A 15,342-nucleotide genomic window follows, 5' to 3' on the forward strand; every position below is an offset into this window, starting at 1 on the left:
GCGCAGGTCAAAGGGGCGGGAGCGCCCTAGCGGTCGTCTCCACCGGGGCCGATATCGTCCAGATACTCCTCGTCAATTGCGGCTTGCACCGCACCGGTGACTGCCTCGCGTTGTTTCGGAGACAGGTCTTCGGGGTCCTTGCCATCGGCCAGTCGTACCGTGACTTCGCGGTGGGCAAACTTGATGCCTTCGCGCGCGAACAACTCGCGGATTTCTTGATACACCTTCTTGCGCACCAGCCACTGGTCGCCCGGCTTGGTCATGAACTTGACCCGGATGATCATCGCGGAATCCTGCATCTCGATAACGCCCTGCGACTTGAGCGGCTGGATGAAGTTGTCCCCGATCACCGGATCCTCCAGCAACTCCTGCCCCAGTTTCTTGATCAGCTTGCGGACCTTCTCGACGTCCGTGTCATAGGTCACCCGCAGAGGCAGTTTCATGATCACCCAGTCGCGCGAGTAGTTGGTCAGAACCTTGATTTCACCAAACGGGATCGTGTTCAGTGCCCCCAAATGGTGGCGCAGCTGGAAAGACCGGACCGAGATTTTTTCGACAGTGCCTTTGACATCTCCGATGTCGATGTATTCCCCTTTGCGGAACGCGTCATCCATCAGGAAGAACGCGCCTGAGAAAATGTCCCGCACCAGTGTTTGCGAGCCAAAGCCCACGGCCAGACCGACAACGCCGGCGCCTGCAAACAGCGGGCTGACATTTATGCCCAGCTCCATCAGAACGATCAGCACGATGGTCACGACCACCACAGCCAGTATGGCGCCCCGAAACAGCGGCAGCAGCGTAGCAAGGCGGCTTTGACCGCCCTCTCCGCCCTCGTCACCCAACTCGGCTTCGGCGGCTCCATCATCGGTTTCTTCAGCGATCTTGGTGTCGATCCAGATCCGGAAGAAGTGGAACAGGATGTAGCCGATGAACAGGATCACCATCACATCCAAAGCCCGGCCAATGGGCAAATCCTCGCTCCAGCTGGCTTCGGGATTCCAGATGACGACCAGTGCATAGATGCCGACGACAAAGGCCAGGATGCCCGCGACACGCCGCGCAAGATCTTCGTAGGTCACCAATGTGTGCTTGCGCTGCTCCGCCTCAGGCGTCTCCGAGGTGCGAACGGCGTCCTCATCGGAATCGAGTTCGGCATTCAGAGCCTCGATCTGCCGATTGCGATCGAAGTACCGCTCGAGCAGATAGTTCATGGCGCCATAGGCGATGACGACCGACATGAAGATCATGTAGCTGCTTGCGACGATCGGCAGCGAGTCCTCGGTCTCGAGCACCAGATCCACCGCCAGCTTGAACCAGCTGAAGACCAGATAGACGATCAGGGCCGGGGCCCAGCCAAATGACACGAACCGCAGCAGCCAGGACACCTGGTCCGGCTGACGGCCGCCTCGGATCGCGTTCGAAATGGCCCGGGCGTTGAACAGGATCATCAGGATGTTTCCGACCATCCCGATCAGGGTCAGCCCGCCATAAACCATCGCGTAGACGTTGTAGTTCAGCCCGAAATCCGCCACCCAGGTGGAAAACAGAACAGCGGTGATGTCATAGGTCGCCAGCGCCGATGCCCAGATGTACAGCCGCTTGGCGTCACGGTCCGAGAATGGCGGCAACCTGTATTGGCTGAGATACGGCGACAGCACCATCCGCCATAAGTCGGATACCGTACGTGACAGGAAAAACGCGGTGAAAATCGCCGTGACGGTGAACTGGATCGAGATATCTTCGGCCTCGCCAAAGAACAGATACCCGACGATCAGAGCCATCAGCATTGCGAACACCGTGGCTCCGATTCCCATCAGGAACCGGAACACAAGGAACGGCATTTTCTCCCGATACCCCTGCGGGTTTTCCTTGATCCGGGCCACGACCCATCGTCGGGCAAAGCGCTTGCCGTACAGCTCGATCGACAGCCATCGACCAACCATCAGGAACAGAATGTTCCATCCCAGCACCTCGACATAGGTGAATATCCGGCCATCAGGACTGGTTTGCTCGAGGATGTAGCGCACCTCGAAGATCGAATAGGGCAACGCCTCAAGGCGGGATCGCACGGCTTCGCTGAACTTGGCAAAGCGCTCCTGCGCCTTCATCAACTGCGAACTTTCTGCCATCGGATCGTGGACGACGTCCTCGGGCTGGCCACCAGCCTGCCCAACCGAGGATACGACCTGCCCGGCGCTGTCGATAACGATCACGCTGGCGCCCGCCTCGGTCGCGGCTCGGATCGCGGCCGCAACATCGTTGTCCTGCGGAGCCTCTGTTTCACTGGACGCCCCGGGATACCCCGGGATCAGCGAGGTCTGCGCCGCCGCACCGGTCGCGCAGGCCAGAGCGATTGTCCACGTCAAGAACAGCACACGGACAAGAAAGTTCGGTTTCATAAGGTCTTGCATCCTGATCTCTTGCTGCACGACAGCCTATAGAAGGCACCGGCCTTGATCAAACGATCCACTCGTCGCTTCCCGACATCGTGTAGGACCGTGTTTTTGGCGCAAGCCCAAAGGCAGGATGTTTCCAACCCTCTGGAATTCCTATAAGAGCAGGCAGCATCCGGCAAATCCGGGTTTTGCCAACTTCGGGGAATGTTGCAGGCTTCGCGTTATTGGTGACTTGCGCAATGGCTGTTGCCAAATCGCAATGATTGACGCATTTGCGGCTTTGACACAGACCCTTTGGCAGGCGGCGTCAAAAAATATAAGATAACTGGTGCGAAACGCGCGGAAACTGCACCGTAACAAAGATACGAGCGAGGGCATGAGCCTAGGCATCGACGACAAACAGACCGGTCGCGCTCCGCGCATAATGTTCTACAGTCACGATACGTTCGGACTGGGTCATCTCAGACGCTCCCGAGCGCTAGCTGCGGCAATGACGCGGGCGAACCCGCGGGCCTCGGCCCTGATCCTGACGGGCTCGCCCGTTGCCGGGCGCTTCACTTTTCCGCGGCGCGTGGACCATGTACGCCTGCCGGGTGTGACCAAGCGGGCTGACGGCTCGTATGCCGCGCGCACGATCGGAATGGGGATTGACGAGGTCACCGAGCTGCGTTCGGGACTGATCCAGACCACCATGCGCCAATTCGACCCGGACGTCGTCGTCGTCGACAAGGAGCCAACCGGGTTCCGGGGCGAACTGCTGCCTACCTTGGAACAGCTGCATCAATCCGGGCGCGCCAAACTGGTGCTGGGCCTTCGCGACGTTCTGGACGAACCCGAGGTTCTGGCGGCGGAATGGGCCCGAAAGGATGCCGTCGCCGCGACCGAGAAATACTATCACGAAATCTGGGTCTACGGCCTGCGGTCCGTTTATGACCCGACAGAAGGATTGCCGCTCAGCCCGTCGGCGCAGGCCCGCATTCACTGGACCGGTTATCTGCGCCGCGATCTCGGCCCTGTCGGCGAACCTCCCGAGCAGCCTTATATCCTTATCACGCCCGGAGGCGGTGGCGACGGGAAGGCGATGGTCAACCTTGTCCTGTCCGCGTACGAAAAAGACCCTAAGCTGTCCCCCCGAGCCCTGCTTGTCTATGGCCCTTTCCTGTCCGGTGAGTTGCGCGAAGAGTTCGAGACCCGCGTGGCGGCCCTGAACGGTCGTGTGACGGCGGTCGGGTTCGAATCCCAGATCGAAACCCTGTTCGCCGGCGCGGCGGGTGTGGTCTGCATGGGCGGATACAACACGTTCTGCGAGGTGCTGTCCTTTGACAAACGCGCGGTGATCGTCCCGCGAACGACCCCGCGGCTGGAACAGTGGATCCGCGCCTCGCGCGCCGAGGAACTGGGTCTTGTGCGGATGCTGGACGAAACCCGCGACGGGTTGACGGCCGATGCGATGATCACGGCCATTCGCAACCTGCCGCAGCAGCCCCTTCCGTCGGAGGCGATCAAGGCAGGTTTGCTGGATGGCTTGGACTATGTCTCTGATCGGGTCGAGGCCCTGCTAAGCGTCGAAAAGGAACGAGCGACCGGATGACCGACGCAGAGCCGAGACTGGCGGTGTTGGTCAAAGGTTGGCCGCGCCTGTCCGAGACGTTCATCGCTCAGGAACTGGTTGCTTTGCAGGATGCCGGCCACGCTTTCGACATCTGGTCATTGCGCCACCCGACCGACACCAAACGCCACCCCCTGCACAACCGGTTTCAGGGGCGGGTGCATTATCTTCCCGAATACCTGTACCAGGAACCCCAACGCGTATGGGCGGCGAGACGAACCGCACAGGCGCTTCCGGGTTACGCACAGGCCTACCGGGTGTGGCGGCAGGATCTGCGTCGCGATCCCACGCACAACCGGATCCGCCGCTTTGGGCAGGCTTGCGTTCTGGCCGCGGAATTGCCCGGCGGCACACGCGCGCTGTATGCCCACTTCCTGCATACCCCGTCCTCGGTTGCCCGCTATGCTGCAATCATGCGCGGCCTGCCGTGGAGCTTTTCGGCTCACGCCAAGGATATCTGGACGTCGCCCGAGTGGGAAAAGCGCGAGAAACTTCATGCCGACACCTTCGGAGCGGCATTTGGCGCAACTTGCACCGATATCGGCGCGCGGCATTTGCGCGATCTGGCCGATGACCCCGCCCGTGTCGATCTGATCTATCACGGGTTGGACCTGACGCGATTTCCTGAGCCGCCCGTACGAAAGCTGCGATCCGCCGATGACCCGTTCCATATGGTGTCCGTCGGACGACTGGTGGAAAAGAAAGGCTTTGATCGCTTGATCCACGCCTTGGCCATGCTCCCCCCAGAGATTGACTGGCACTGGACCCACATTGGCGGCGGCACCTTGTCGGACAACCTGCGCAGCCTGGCGGAAAACCTGCGCCTACAGGATCGCATCACCTGGAAGGGCGCCTGCGATCAACCCGAGGTCATTGCGGCCATGCGCGAGGCGGATCTGTTCGTGCTTCCCAGCCGCATCGCCGCGGATGGGGACCGGGACGGCCTGCCCAATGTCCTGATGGAAGCCGCGTCGCAAAAACTGCCGATCCTGTCCACTCCGGTCTCGGCCATTCCCGAATTCATCCAGACCAACGTGCACGGCATCTTGTCCGATGACGAACCCACAGCGCTTGCAGAAGCCATATCCACCCTGGCCGCCGACCCGCAGAAAGCGGCAATCATGGCCGATGCGGCTTATGACCGCTTGCTTGCGAATTTTCGCATGGACCCCGGCATTGCACGCCTGTCCCGCCGCCTGAAAGCCTTGTGCGCGGAGGGAGCCTGATGGTTCGGGTCGCCTTCTATGCGCCGATGAAAGCCCCAGACAGCCCGGTACCATCCGGCGACCGCGAAATGGCTCGTAACCTGATGGCTGCAATCGGGGTCGATGGGCATCGCGTTGATCTGGTCTCGCGGCTGCGCATCTATGACAAGACCGGAGACCTGGACCTCCAGAACCGTCTCTACCGCGAAGCCGCGACCGAGGCCACCCGACTGAGCGCAGAACTACCTGCGGATACAGGCCTCTGGGTGACCTATCACAACTACTACAAAGCTCCGGACCTTTTGGGGCCGACAGTCTGCCGGGCGCGCGGAATACCCTATGTTCAGCTTGAGAGCACCCGCGCCATGTCGCGCCTTTCCGGGCCCTGGGCCGGTTTTGCCCAAGCTGCGCACGATGCCTGCGACGCCGCGCAAGTGATCTTCTACCACACAGCAAATGACTTGATCACACTGGAACGCGAGCGGTTCGGTGATCAGTCATTGATTGAACTCCCACCCTTCCTGCCCCGATCGGAGCTGCCTCGGCCCTCTCGATGCGCCGGGCCGATGCTGACAGTGGGAATGATGCGTTACGGAGACAAGCTGGAGTCCTTCCGCATTCTGGCCGATACACTGGCTTTGCTGAAGGGGGATTGGACGCTGAACATCGCCGGCGACGGACCAGCCCGCCCGGAAGTCGAGGCTTTGATGTCCTCCTTCGGCACACGTGTCCGTTTTCTGGGCCTGCTGAGCCGCGATGACCTTGAAACGATCTACTCCGATGCTGCTCTGTTGGTTTGGCCCGGCGTCAACGAAGCCTACGGGATGACCTATCTCGAGGCGCAGTCCGCGGGCGTCCCCGCTGTCGCCCAGGATCGCCCAGGTGTGCGCGACGTACTGGCGCCTGCCAATCATCCTGCCCCTGAATACGGCGCCGCCGCGCTGGCCGAGCGAATTGACCGGCTGCTGTCCGATCCCGAACTGCGTCGGAGCGAAGGTCAAAAAGCGCGCGACTATGTGGCCGGCCGTCATTTGATGCCAAACGCAACACGGACGTTCTGGTCGGGAGTTTCTTCGCTGGTAGGGGAGATGTCATGACACGTCTGGCCCTTCTGCGCCACGGTCATACCGCCTGGAACCGCGCAGGACGCATTCAGGGGCGCAGCGACATCAGCCTCGATGACCAGGCAAAGGCCGAACTGGCCGGATATTGCTTGCCAACTCCTTGGGACCGAGCCGAACTATGGTCCAGCCCCCTGACCCGCGCCAGCGAAACTGCGCAGCTGGTCGCCGGGCGCGAACCCGCAACCTCGGCCGCTTTGGTCGAGATGAATTGGGGCGACTGGGAAGGCCAACGCGGGGAAGACCTGATTGCAGATGCCAACACTGGATACCGGCATATCGAGGATTGGAGCTGGGAATTTCGCCCCCCCAACGGCGAAAGCCCGGCCGACATTCGCCGCCGCCTTATGCCATGGCTGTCCAGCCTGACTGGTGACAACGTAGCTGTCTGCCATATCGGAATCATGCGGGTCATCCTGGCGCTTGCCTGGGGGTGGGAGTTCACAGGCCCCGCGCCGTTCCGCATCAAACGCAATCGCCTTTATGTGGTCGATTTGGAGCAAATGCGACCGGAGGCAGAGCCCGTCCGGCTTATCCCGCGCGAGGCCGGTTCATGAGGACCATGATCGTCGTCACCCATCTGCTGGGGACCGGGCATCTCAGCCGCGCCTTGACCTTGGGTCGGGCTTTTGCGGATGCCGGGCACGACGTGACCGTCGCATCTGGCGGGATGCCTGCACCACAACTGAACACGGATGGAGTTTCCCTGCTGGCGCTGCCACCGCTGCGTTCGGATGGTACCGATTTCACGCGGTTGCTGACGGCCGACGGAAATATTGCAGACGCGACCTATCTGAACTCCCGCGCTATTGTCCTGACCGAGGCTGTTCGACGGGTAAACCCTGATGTCCTGATAACGGAACTCTTTCCCTTTGGGCGCCGAAGCCTGGCCGACGAATTTCTGGCCCTGCTGTCCACTGCGCGGTCACTGCCGTACAGACCCGTTGTTCTGAGTTCGATCCGGGACATCCTCGCGCCACCGTCGAAATCCGCCAAGGCTGTGCGGACCGAAGAAATCATTACGCGTTTCTATGACGGAGTACTGGTCCATTCCGACCCCGAAATCACGCCGCTGGATGCCAGCTGGCCGGTTACAGACAATTTGGCCGGACGCCTGTTCTATACCGGCTTTGTTGCCCCGCCTGCGCCGGGCCCTCATGAACAAGGGGAAGGAGCGAATGAAATCTTGGTCAGTGCTGGCGGCGGATCGGTCGGACAACCGATCTTTCGCGCGGCCATCGAGGCCGCCCAAAAGATGCCCAGCAGGCGCTGGCGCCTGCTGGTCGGCGGTCAGGACGCCGAAGACCGGATAACCGAACTGAGGCGCATGACACATGGCGAAAATGTCATTCTGGAGCCCGTACGTCCGGATTTCAGACAAATGCTACCGCTGGCCGCGGCCTCGGTCAGCATGTGCGGGTACAACACCGCCATGGACTTGCTGCAATGCGCGATCCCGGCCGTTCTGATCCCATTTGACGATGGCAAGGAAGTGGAACAGACCCTGAGGGCAAACAGCTTGGCACGCCTGCCTGCCGTCGACGTGCTGCCCAGCGCGAAGCTGACCAGAGAGACATTGGCCCAAGCACTCGACCGCGTCCTACATCAAGGCCCGCGCAAACCATTGGATGGCGGGTTTGACGGAGCCCGCAAGTCGGTAGAGATTACCACTTCGCTTTGGGAGGCTCGGCAATGACAACCGATTGGACACCGCTGCGATCCGAATTGCAGGTGTGGCGAGAGGCTGGGCTTACGCTTCCACTGTGGTGGCGGGACGATGACGCGATCGCGCCCAGCCGGCAATTGGACCGTTTGGTGGACCTGTCATCCCGAACCGGGCTGCCGGTTCATCTGGCCGTCATTCCACGCGATGCCAGTCAGGGTCTGGTCGACCAGGTCGCCGAACAGCCCAGCTTGGTTCCGGTGGTTCACGGCTGGGCGCACCAGAACCACGCACCAAAGGGCGAAAAGAAATCCGAGTTCCGCCTGCATCGTCCGCTCGCCTCAATTGTGTCTGATGCACGCCTTGGCTTCATGCGTCTGCAGGAGTCCTTCGGTAATCGTCTGTGCCCGATGTTCGTCCCCCCTTGGAACCGCATCGCTCCCGAGGTGACGGCAGAGATTGCGGAAATCGGCTATCAGTTCCTGTCCACGGCCACGCCCAGAACGCGCAGAGACGCCGCACCGGGCCTGACTCAGGTCAATACCCATCTGGATCCGATCGACTGGCGCGGTACGCGAGGGTTGGCCGATCCGAATGCGTTGATCGCCAAAACCGTCTCGATGCTGCAGGATCGCCGCGAGGGACGTGCCGACCCAACCGAACCTTTTGGCGTGTTGACCCATCATCTTGTCCATGATCAACAGATCTGGGACTTTACCGAGGCGCTGTTGGATTGTCTCATGGCTGGCCCCACACGCGTCTGGTCCGCAGGACCACACTGATTACCCGAGGAGACCTTGATGAGCCGACTGGATTCCATGCTGCGACGCCTGACCGCCCAGCGCGACGGGCTGAACTGGGCTGCGGCGCGGATCAAAGGGCTGAAAGGCGATGTGCTGGACATGGGTTTGGGCAACGGCCGCACCTATGACCACCTGCGCGAGATACTGCCCGACCGCCGCATCTGGGTCATGGACCGGGTTCTGCAATGCCACCCGGACAGCACCCCGCCGGCCGAGGATCTTTTGCAAGGCGAGGCCGAACCGATGCTGAAAAAGCTGGCCAAAGACGGCCCGCGGATCGCATTGGCGCATTATGATTTCGGTCGCGGGATCAAACATGAAGACGTGGCCGAAGCGGCGAGGCTCAGCAAGCTGATTGGCTCGGTCATGGTCCCAGGCGGGTTGCTGATCTCCGGCCAACCGCTGGAAGGGTTCGAGCAGATCAACGGCCCGGACTCCATCGCGCCTGACCGCTATCTGTTCTACCTCGCCTGATCAGGCCACGCGCTGTCCGCGCGACCAGACGGCAGTCAGGGCCGGGACGTCACCCCGCATTCGAAAACGGATCAGGTCTGCCCGCAACCCCGGTTCCAGAGCACCGCGATCCGCAAGGCCCGCCGCCTGTGCCGGAGCCTGTGTGACAGTGGCGATGCCACGCGCCATGTCATCCCAGATGCGCCCAAGGGTAACAGCTGACAACAACAGGGCTGACGGCACGTAGTCCGACGACAGAATGTCCAAACACCCCAAGTCGGCCAGTTCCCGTGCTGCCACATTCCCAGAATGTGACCCGCCCCGGATCAGGTTTGGCGCGCCCATCATGACCTGAATGTCATGAGCGTGACAGGCCCGTGCGGCCTCGACCGTCGTTGGAAACTCGGCCAGCCGAATGCCATGGCGGGCGGATATTGCTACTTGCGCCTCGGTCGTGTCGTCGTGGCTGGCCAGAACCGCTCCGAAGCGACGCGCAGCGTCCACGGCCTCCTGCTCGTGGCGGTCTCCATGGCGGTCCCGCAGCCCCCGCAACTGGTCGACGTGCCGTTCGAACATGTCGTCATCCATTGCGTACTTGCCTTTGAGATAGGCTTCAAACTTGGACAGGTCCCGAAACTGGCGCTGGCCCGGCGTGTGATCCATCAACGAAACGATACCCACCCGGTCTTCTGGACCGAATTCCTGCAGTTCCTCGACCAGCGTCTCAGAACAGACTTCGGCGCGCAGATGCAGAAAGTGGCTGATCTTGAGTGCGTCCTGCTCTCGCAACTCCCACAGCTCGCGCGACAGTCCGCGCGCGTATTTCAGATACCGTCCAGCACCGGACGGGATCGACCCCACGCGCATAGCGTCAAAGACGGTCGTGATCCCGGTGCTGGCCAGTTCCGCGTCATGCGCAAGAATGGCTGCGGCATGGGGCCAGTCCACCCTGGGCCGCGGCTGGATGTGGCGTTCCAGGTTGTCGGTGTGCAACTCGACCAGGCCGGGCGACACATAGTCCCCGTCACAGTCAATCGCGCCTTTCGGAACAGCCGCGCCGGTGTCTATGTCAGCGATCATCTGGCCAACGATACGGACACACCCCCGGACAGTCTCATCCGGCAGAACAAGCAACGCATTGGCAAGGGTCAGTTCATCTGTCATCGGAATTTCACGTGGTTTGAGGTAAGGAGAGGCCACGCAACAGGAGGCCATTGTGAATTTTGCGCGATACGCGATCTATTTCGTTCCCCCAGCCCAATCCGACTGGAGCAGGTTTGCAACTTCGTGGCTGGGGTGGGACATCGATGCGGGACGCACCGTCGACCATCCGATCATCGACGGGTTGGACGTCGCCTCGGTAACACAAGTGCCGCGCAAATACGGGCTTCATGCCACGATGAAGCCGCCGTTTCGCCTGCGTGAAGATCAGTCGCTGTCCGCTTTGCAGGATACCTGCGCCCGTCTGGCCGGTAAATTCGCCCCCGTTTTGCTGGACAGGCTCGAAGTTGCCCGCCTTGGTCGGTTTCTTGCTTTGCGGCCCGTGGGCGACACACGGGACCTGAACGCGCTTGCGGCGGCTTGTGTCCGCGACCTGGACCCTTTTCGTGCCCCGGCATCGGAAACCGAGATGAACCGGCGCCGAGCGGCCGGGTTGACCATGGAGCAGGACGCAAATCTGACGAACTGGGGCTACCCATACGTTCTGGAGGCTTTCCGTTTTCACATCACCCTGTCCGGTCGCCTGAGCAAGCCGATGCTGGCAAACGTGCAAACCGTGCTGAACCAACGGCTTGTCCCATTGCTGCCAGCCCCCTTTGACATAAGGGACCTGGCCCTTGTGGGCGAGGCTGAAAACGGGCGGTTCCATATGCTTCAACGGTACGCCCTTTCGGGTTGAAGGCCGGACAAGATGGTTTCAACGGTCGCATCCAGTGACCCGGAATTGTCGACCTCGATCACGTGGTTCAAGCCTTCGGGCAGAGCTGCGGTAGCGCGCCCCAAACGCCGGGCTTGATCGGCCGCGCTTTCCCGGTCACGCACTGCCAGACGTTGTGCCAGAACCTTTGGGTCGGCCGTCAGGGATATCACGATCAGCTCACGAAATTCCTTCTGCGCCTCGGGCAACACAGCCCTTGAGAGGTTGACCAGAACCGCATCGGCCCTTTGGCGTTGTTCCGTGATCGCAACGGGTATGCCGTAGTGCAGCCCGTGCGCGGCCCAGTGCAGAACAAAGCCGCCCTCTTGGACCATTGTTTGAAACGCCCGGTCGGACACGCGGTCAAAATCCTCGCCGCCTTCGCCATGGGGACGGGTGATGACTCTACGCACCCTTTCGAAGTTCGGCGCGCGCGCCAGCAGTGCTTGGATCACGCTGTCTTTTCCAACACCCGAAGGCCCGACAACCGCAATGACCGGGGCCATCTTCATGCCGCGGCCCTTGGCGAAAACTGAGTGACGTCAACCACGCGGTTGCAGACCCGGTCACGGGCCTCTTGGTCGTGGAATATCCCGATGATAGCCGCACCGCGAGCCTTTGCCTCTTGGATCAGGGACAGCACGGTTTCGCGGTTCCGTGCGTCAAGGCTGGCCGTGGGTTCATCCAGCAACAGCGCCGGATAGTCATGCGCAAAACCACGCGCGATATTCACCCGTTGCTGTTCACCGCCCGAAAATGTCGTGGGGCTGAGGCGCCAAAGCGGTTCCGGAATGTTGAGACGCTGAAGGAGGCCCGCTGCCTTTTCCAGTGCGGTCTGCCGCTCGCACCCCTGAACCAGAAGCGGTTCGGCCACGACCTCCAGCGTCGGCACACGCGGCACCACGCGCAGAAACTGGCTGACATAGCCCAGAGTTTCGCGGCGCAGCTGCAGTATCTCGCGCGGTTGGGCCCGGGCGACGTCCAGGCCGCCCACCCGCACCTGCCCCGAGGCCGCCAAGTAGTTGCCGTAGATCACCCGCATCAGTGTGGACTTCCCGGCCCCGCTGGCCCCGGTCAGGGCCACGCATTCTCCGGCCCCGACCTGCAGCGACGCGCCCGCCATCACCGGGATCACGGCGCCGCCCTGATTGTGCAGGGTAAAGCTCTTGCTCACGTCGATCAGTTCAATCATCGGATTTCATCTTTTCTGTTGCATTCAAACCTGCAGCACGCTGGACACGAGCAGTTGCGTATAGGCATGCTGCGGGTCGTCCAGCACCTGATCGGTCAGCCCCGCCTCGACCACCTCGCCATCCTTCATAACCATCAACCGGTCCGCCAGCAGCCGGACCACGGCCAGATCATGGGTGACGATGATGGCGCTCAGCCCCATCTCGCGCACCAGACCGCGCAGCAGGTCCAGCAGCCGGGCCTGCACCGAGACATCCAACCCGCCGGTCGGTTCGTCCATGAAAACCAGCCGCGGACCGGTCACAAGGTTGCGCGCGATCTGCAACCGTTGCTGCATGCCGCCCGAAAACGCGCTGGGTCGGTCGTCCACGCGGCTTTCCGCTATCTCGACCCGGCCGAGCCAATCCAGAGCCTGCCCGCGGATCTGGCCATAGTGCCGGCTCCCCACGGCCATCAGCCGCTCGCCGATATTGCCGCCGGCGCTGACCGACATGCGCAGCCCGTCGCGGGCATGCTGATGAACAAAGGCCCAGTCGGTGCGCCCCAGCATCCGGCGGGCCGGCTCCGACATCGTGACCGTGTCCACCGGCCCGTCGGTGCGGGTATTAAAGATCACCTGCCCGGCATCCGGTTCCAGATTCCCGGCCAGACAGTTCAGCAGGGTCGACTTGCCCGACCCGCTTTCGCCGACGATGCCCATCACCTCACCGGGGTAGAGGTCGAAACTGACATCCCGGCACCCGATCCGCGCGCCATAGCGCTTCTCGATGCCTTTGACCTGCAAGAGCGGGGTCATGCCGCATCCTCCTGCGCCAAACGGCCTTGGTGTCCGGCCTCGCGGCGGGAACGGCAGTAATCGGTGTCCGAGCACACGAACATCCGGTTGCCTGCATCGTCCGTGATCACCTCGTCCAGATAGCTGTCTTCGGCCCCGCACAGATCGCAGGCATGATCGGCCTTGGTGGCCTCGAACGGGTAGTCCTCGAAATCGAGACTGACCACCCGCGTATGCGGCGGCACCGCATAGATCCGCTGCTCGCGCCCGGCCCCGAACAGCTGGATCGCGTCCATTTCCAGTTTCGGATTGTCGAATTTCGGGATCGGAGACGGGTCCATCACATAGCGGTCGGCCACCCGGACCGGATAGGCATAGGCCGTGGAAATCGCACCGTGCTGGCTGATGTCTTCGTAGAGCTTCACATGCATCAACCCGTATTCCTGCAGGCTGTGCATCTTGCGTGTCTCCGTCTCGCGCGGTTCCAGAAACCGCAGCGGTTCGGGGATCGGCACCTGATAGACCAGGATCTGATCGGCGCGCAGCCGGGCCTCGGGGATGCGGTGGCGGGTCTGGATGATGGTCGCCTTCTCGGTCTCTTCGGTCGTGGCCACGCCCGCCGTCTTTTCAAAGAACTTTCGGATCGACACGGCATTGGTCGTGTCATCTGCTCCCTGATCGATCACCTTGAACACATCATCCGGGGTCAGCGTCGCGGCCGAGACCTGAACCCCGCCCGTGCCCCAACCATAAGGCATGGGCATCTCGCGGCTTGCAAATGGCACCTGATAGCCCGGCACCGCCAAACCCTTGAGAATGGCCCGGCGGATCATCCGCTTGGTTTGTTCGTCCAAATATGCGAAGTTATACTCATTCATTTGATGTATCACTTTCGGTTTTTGGTGTTGTTGTGGACGGTTATCTGGTTACCTCGGCCTTCGCGGTCGTGATGCTGTACTTTCTCTGGCGCAGGATACATTCCCGGCGACGGCGCCGGGCCATGCGATGCGACCAACATGGCGAATGGGCCGCGATCGGCGCGGACGCGCCACGCCGGGCTGCGGCTGGCAGGGCATCTCGGCCGGCGGACAGGATGCAGGAAGGGCACTGAAGTCATTCGGCGGCCTCGCGCGGTTCCAAGCGTCCTTCGGCCTCGCGGCGCAATTTGCGCACCAGTTCCAGTTCGGACTGGAAATCGACGTAGTGCGGCAGCTTAATATGCTCCAGAAAGCCGGTCGCCTGAATGTTGTCGGCATGGCTGAGGACGAATTCCTGATCCTGCGCCGGAGCGCCCAGATCGTCTTCGCCCAATTCCTCCCAGCGCAAGGCGCGGTCCACCAGCGCCATCGCGATGGCTTTGCGCTCGGACTGGCCGAAGACCAGCCCATAGCCGCGTGTAAATTGCGGCGGCTCGGTCTTTGATCCCTTGAACTGGTTCACCGTTTCGCATTCGGTCAGGGCGATCTCTCCGATCTCGATCGCGAAACCCAGTTCGGGGATCTCCATCTCGACCGCGACGGTGCCGATGCGCAGCTCACCCACGAAAGCGTGGTTGCGGGCATAGCCGCGCTGGGTCGAATAGGCCATGCCCAGCACGAACCCCTCGTCCCCGCGCGTCAGTGCTTGCAGGCGCAGGGGGCGGTCGGCCGGGAACTCCATCGGTTCGCGCGTCAGGTCGCCGGGCGGTTCATCGCTGGCGGGTTCGTCTTGGATCAGGCCTTCGTCCTTGAGGAATTCGGTGATGTGCGGGGTCGGCTCGTGACGCGGCGCGGCGGTGGGGGCCGCGGGCACCGCGCCATCGGCGGCCAGCTTGAAATCCAGCAGACGGTGCGTGTAGTCGAAGGTCGGGCCCAGAACCTGCCCGCCCGGTGCATCCTTAAACGTGGCCGAGATCCGGCGGTCGCAGGCCATGCCGCCTGTATCGACCGGGGTCGAGTAACCGAAACGCGGCAAGGTGGTACGGTAGGCGCGGATCAGGAAGATCGCCTCGATCAGATCACCGCGCGCCTGCTTGATCGCAAGTGCGGCCAGATCGGGATCGTACAGAGAGCCCTCGGCCATCACGCGGTTCACCGCAAGGCTGAGCTGTTCGCGGATCTGCGCCAAGGACAATTCAGCCACGCCAAGATCGCCCCGGCGTTCCTCGGCCAGCCAGGCATGGGCGTTTTCGATCGCCTTTTCGCCCCCTTTGACGGCTACGTACATGGC

Annotated in this window: 15 protein-coding genes; 8 read left to right on the forward strand and 7 right to left on the reverse strand. The window is 61.9% G+C overall.

From position 1 onward, the window contains the following. Positions 1-26: 26 nt before the first annotated feature. A complete protein-coding gene (locus tag AC2FNZ_RS14290; protein ID WP_496841129.1) occupies positions 27-2,399 on the reverse strand; it encodes a mechanosensitive ion channel domain-containing protein in 2,373 nt (790 codons plus the stop codon). A gap of 373 nt (positions 2,400-2,772) precedes the next feature. Between AC2FNZ_RS14290 and AC2FNZ_RS14295 the strand changes: the two genes are divergently transcribed. From AC2FNZ_RS14295 to AC2FNZ_RS14325, 7 genes are read left to right on the forward strand one after another with little or no spacing between them, the layout of a single operon-like run. Beyond that, complete coding sequence (locus tag AC2FNZ_RS14295; RefSeq protein ID WP_496841029.1) at positions 2,773-3,987, forward strand: glycosyltransferase family protein; 1,215 nt, start codon at positions 2,773-2,775, stop codon at positions 3,985-3,987. Beyond that, entirely contained in the window at positions 3,984-5,231 is a 1,248-nt protein-coding gene (locus tag AC2FNZ_RS14300; protein WP_496841030.1) for a glycosyltransferase family 4 protein, read from the forward strand. Before AC2FNZ_RS14295 ends, AC2FNZ_RS14300 begins: the two co-directional genes overlap by 4 nt. Next, positions 5,231-6,307, forward strand: a complete 1,077-nt coding sequence (locus tag AC2FNZ_RS14305) for a glycosyltransferase family 4 protein (protein WP_496841031.1) — start codon at positions 5,231-5,233, stop codon at positions 6,305-6,307. Before AC2FNZ_RS14300 ends, AC2FNZ_RS14305 begins: the two co-directional genes overlap by 1 nt. Then, the gene (locus AC2FNZ_RS14310; RefSeq protein ID WP_496834081.1) at positions 6,304-6,888 is read left to right on the forward strand and encodes a histidine phosphatase family protein; all 585 of its coding nucleotides are present in this window, start codon (positions 6,304-6,306) and stop codon (positions 6,886-6,888) included. Before AC2FNZ_RS14305 ends, AC2FNZ_RS14310 begins: the two co-directional genes overlap by 4 nt. Then, positions 6,885-8,027, forward strand: coding sequence for a glycosyltransferase family protein (locus AC2FNZ_RS14315; protein ID WP_496841032.1), 1,143 nt, complete (start codon positions 6,885-6,887; stop codon positions 8,025-8,027). The genes AC2FNZ_RS14310 and AC2FNZ_RS14315 overlap by 4 nt, the downstream gene beginning before the upstream one ends. Next, the gene (locus AC2FNZ_RS14320) at positions 8,024-8,776 is read left to right on the forward strand and encodes a polysaccharide deacetylase family protein (RefSeq protein WP_496834083.1); all 753 of its coding nucleotides are present in this window, start codon (positions 8,024-8,026) and stop codon (positions 8,774-8,776) included. Before AC2FNZ_RS14315 ends, AC2FNZ_RS14320 begins: the two co-directional genes overlap by 4 nt. An 18-nt stretch (positions 8,777-8,794) precedes the next feature. Further along, on the forward strand, positions 8,795-9,271 hold the full coding sequence (locus tag AC2FNZ_RS14325) for a class I SAM-dependent methyltransferase (protein WP_496834084.1): 477 nt from the start codon (positions 8,795-8,797) through the stop codon (positions 9,269-9,271). Here the strand turns inward: AC2FNZ_RS14325 and AC2FNZ_RS14330 are convergent, their stop codons facing one another. Beyond that, positions 9,272-10,414, reverse strand: a complete 1,143-nt coding sequence (locus tag AC2FNZ_RS14330; RefSeq protein ID WP_496841033.1) for an alpha-D-ribose 1-methylphosphonate 5-triphosphate diphosphatase — start codon at positions 10,412-10,414, stop codon at positions 9,272-9,274. It abuts the gene before it with no gap. Positions 10,415-10,466: 52 nt separating this feature from the next. On the opposite strand from AC2FNZ_RS14330, the gene AC2FNZ_RS14335 reads away from it, so the two are divergent. Continuing rightward, positions 10,467-11,150 (forward strand): DUF1045 domain-containing protein, encoded by a 684-nt coding sequence (locus AC2FNZ_RS14335; RefSeq protein WP_496841034.1) that lies wholly within the window; start codon positions 10,467-10,469, stop codon positions 11,148-11,150. Here the strand turns inward: AC2FNZ_RS14335 and phnN are convergent. From phnN to AC2FNZ_RS14360, 5 genes are all read right to left on the reverse strand, one after another. Next, the gene (gene phnN, locus AC2FNZ_RS14340; protein WP_170367846.1) at positions 11,126-11,680 is read right to left on the reverse strand and encodes a phosphonate metabolism protein/1,5-bisphosphokinase (PRPP-forming) PhnN; all 555 of its coding nucleotides are present in this window, start codon (positions 11,678-11,680) and stop codon (positions 11,126-11,128) included. The two genes, AC2FNZ_RS14335 and phnN, sit on opposite strands and share 25 nt — an antisense overlap. Continuing rightward, a complete protein-coding gene (phnL, locus tag AC2FNZ_RS14345; protein ID WP_496841035.1) occupies positions 11,677-12,360 on the reverse strand; it encodes a phosphonate C-P lyase system protein PhnL in 684 nt (227 codons plus the stop codon). Before phnL ends, phnN begins: the two co-directional genes overlap by 4 nt. Positions 12,361-12,384: 24 nt before the next feature. Then, entirely contained in the window at positions 12,385-13,155 is a 771-nt protein-coding gene (gene phnK / locus AC2FNZ_RS14350; protein WP_496841036.1) for a phosphonate C-P lyase system protein PhnK, read from the reverse strand. After that, positions 13,152-14,012: an alpha-D-ribose 1-methylphosphonate 5-phosphate C-P-lyase PhnJ gene (locus tag AC2FNZ_RS14355; protein ID WP_496841037.1), complete on the reverse strand. Its 861-nt coding sequence runs from the start codon at positions 14,010-14,012 to the stop codon at positions 13,152-13,154. The genes phnK and AC2FNZ_RS14355 overlap by 4 nt, the downstream gene beginning before the upstream one ends. 235 nt (positions 14,013-14,247) lie before the next feature. After that, the gene (locus AC2FNZ_RS14360; protein WP_496841038.1) at positions 14,248-15,339 is read right to left on the reverse strand and encodes a carbon-phosphorus lyase complex subunit; all 1,092 of its coding nucleotides are present in this window, start codon (positions 15,337-15,339) and stop codon (positions 14,248-14,250) included. Between the last annotated feature and the right edge of the window lie 3 nt (positions 15,340-15,342).

The organism is Ruegeria sp. SAZA006, from assembly GCF_059613465.1.

Coding starts and splice junctions, on each gene's coding strand:
- phnL (WP_496841035.1), bottom strand. CDS start 12,360: ATGATTGAACTGATCGACGTGAGCAAGAGCTTTACCCTGCACAATCAG.
- AC2FNZ_RS14310 (WP_496834081.1), top strand. CDS start 6,304: ATGACACGTCTGGCCCTTCTGCGCCACGGTCATACCGCCTGGAACCGC.
- phnN (WP_170367846.1), bottom strand. CDS start 11,680: ATGAAGATGGCCCCGGTCATTGCGGTTGTCGGGCCTTCGGGTGTTGGA.
- AC2FNZ_RS14330 (WP_496841033.1), bottom strand. CDS start 10,414: ATGACAGATGAACTGACCCTTGCCAATGCGTTGCTTGTTCTGCCGGAT.
- phnK (WP_496841036.1), bottom strand. CDS start 13,155: ATGACCCCGCTCTTGCAGGTCAAAGGCATCGAGAAGCGCTATGGCGCG.
- AC2FNZ_RS14290 (WP_496841129.1), bottom strand. CDS start 2,399: ATGAAACCGAACTTTCTTGTCCGTGTGCTGTTCTTGACGTGGACAATC.
- AC2FNZ_RS14315 (WP_496841032.1), top strand. CDS start 6,885: ATGAGGACCATGATCGTCGTCACCCATCTGCTGGGGACCGGGCATCTC.
- AC2FNZ_RS14360 (WP_496841038.1), bottom strand. CDS start 15,339: ATGTACGTAGCCGTCAAAGGGGGCGAAAAGGCGATCGAAAACGCCCAT.
- AC2FNZ_RS14355 (WP_496841037.1), bottom strand. CDS start 14,012: ATGAATGAGTATAACTTCGCATATTTGGACGAACAAACCAAGCGGATG.
- AC2FNZ_RS14295 (WP_496841029.1), top strand. CDS start 2,773: ATGAGCCTAGGCATCGACGACAAACAGACCGGTCGCGCTCCGCGCATA.
- AC2FNZ_RS14300 (WP_496841030.1), top strand. CDS start 3,984: ATGACCGACGCAGAGCCGAGACTGGCGGTGTTGGTCAAAGGTTGGCCG.
- AC2FNZ_RS14320 (WP_496834083.1), top strand. CDS start 8,024: ATGACAACCGATTGGACACCGCTGCGATCCGAATTGCAGGTGTGGCGA.
- AC2FNZ_RS14325 (WP_496834084.1), top strand. CDS start 8,795: ATGAGCCGACTGGATTCCATGCTGCGACGCCTGACCGCCCAGCGCGAC.
- AC2FNZ_RS14305 (WP_496841031.1), top strand. CDS start 5,231: ATGGTTCGGGTCGCCTTCTATGCGCCGATGAAAGCCCCAGACAGCCCG.